We start from the raw sequence: 1760 nt of genomic DNA on the forward strand, positions 1-1760 counted from the left end.
CACCTGCCCCCTCTCACCCCGCCGCGCGCCCCGCCGCTCCCCCCGCCGCCGACGGTGACGACGAACCCGCCCCGCGCCCGCACCTCGGCGACGGCCCACTGCAGGCGCGGGTCACCGTGGTCGACGACGACGACCGGGGTGCCCTCGTCGACGAGGGCGAGCGGGCCGTGCTTCAGCTCGCCGGCCGGGTACGCCTCGGCCCAGCGGTAGCTGAGGACCTCGAGCTTCAGCGCTCCCTCCGCCGCGTAGGGGAGTCCGGGTCCGCGGCCGAGGAAGAGGAACCCCGGGGCGTCCCGCACCGTGGTCGCGAGCAGGGGCACCCGGTCGGCGGCGACGGCCGCGGCCGTGGCCATCCGCTCGGGCAGCTCCGCCAGCTCGTCGACGAGGGCGGCCGCACGGCTCGCCTCGAGCCGACCCGAGGCGACGAGGGCGGACACCACGGCGGTGACCCCGACCAGGACCTGGGCCGTGAAGGTCTTCGTCGCGGCGACGCCGACCTCCGGTCCCGCGTGGCAGTCGAGGACGGCGTCGGCCCGCCGGGCCAGGGACGAGTGCACGTTGTTCGTCAGCGCGAGCACCGGGTGCCGCTCGTCGAGCCGGTCGAGCGCGCGGAGGACGTCGGCGGTCTCGCCGGACTGGCTGATGGCGACCACGAGCGTCCCCGGCGCGAGGACCACGTGGTCGACCTCGCTCGCGACGACGATGTCCGTGGGGACGCCGCCGAGCGTGCGGAGCGTGCCCGCGATGACCTGCCCGGCGTGCAGGGACGTCCCGCACGCGACGACCGCCAACCGGTCGAACGGCGGCAGGCCGAGCCCGACCCAGGTGCTGCCGTCCGCGGTCCGCCGTCGGACCCGGTCGAGCAGCGCCGCGACGACCTCCGGCTGCTCGCCGATCTCCTTCGCCATGTGGTCCGGGTGGTCGCCGAGCTCGAGCGCGCTCGGCGCGAACGGCGAGGCGGTCGGGAACGGCACCGGCACCGCGACGCCCTCCGACGACCAGCTCCACGCCTCGCCGAGCTCCACGACGTCGCCGTCGCGCAGCGGGACGAAGGTCTCGCACCACTCCGCGATGGCGCCGACGTCGCTCGACACGAAGTCACCGCGGTCGGACCGTGCGACGACGAGCGGGGAACGGTCCGCCGCGGCGACCATCCGGCCGTCCCGGGCGTCGAGGACGACGATCGCCCACGACCCCTCGAGCTGCGCGACCGCGATGTGGACGGCCAGGAGGAGGTCGGGGTCGACGCCCAGGGCCCGCTCGACGAGGTGCGCGATCACCTCGGAGTCGACGTCGGACCGGAACACGTGCCCCTGCCGCTCGAGGGTGGCACGGAGCTGGTGGGCGTTGTCGATGGTCCCGTTGTGCACGATGCTGATGCGCCCCGAGCAGTCGGCGTGCGGGTGCGCGTTCTCCTCGCGCACGGCACCGTCCGTGGCCCAGCGCGTGTGCCCGATGCCGACACCGGAACGGGCGTCGGACGCGGGGGCGGCGTCGGCGCGCGCGGCGACCAGCGCACGGAGGTCGCCGACGCGGGACACCGAGCGGACCGTCTCGAGCTTCCCGGACGCCGTCCGCACGGCGATGCCGACCGAGTCGTACCCCCGGTACTCCAGGCGCTCGAGACCGTCGAGCAGGAAGGGGGTCGCGTCGTCACTGACACGGGCCGCGATGATGCCGCACATCTGGTGTCCGTTCGGGTGGGGACCGCGGGGTCGGTCGAGGGGAGCGGCACCGACCGCCGTCGGGTCTGCCGCGTG

Annotated in this window: 1 protein-coding gene; it reads right to left on the bottom strand. The window is 75.6% G+C overall.

Features of this window, described 5'->3' with window-relative positions:
* A partial coding sequence (glmS, locus tag H7A69_RS17160; RefSeq protein ID WP_182048147.1) for a glutamine--fructose-6-phosphate transaminase (isomerizing) occupies positions 1-1685 on the bottom strand: 1685 nt, incomplete at its 3' end.
* Positions 1686-1760 lie beyond the last annotated feature (75 nt).

Origin of the sequence: Curtobacterium sp. ME26, from assembly GCF_903970945.1 — a bacterium.
Classification (GTDB): Bacteria; Actinomycetota; Actinomycetes; order Actinomycetales; family Microbacteriaceae; genus Curtobacterium; species Curtobacterium citri.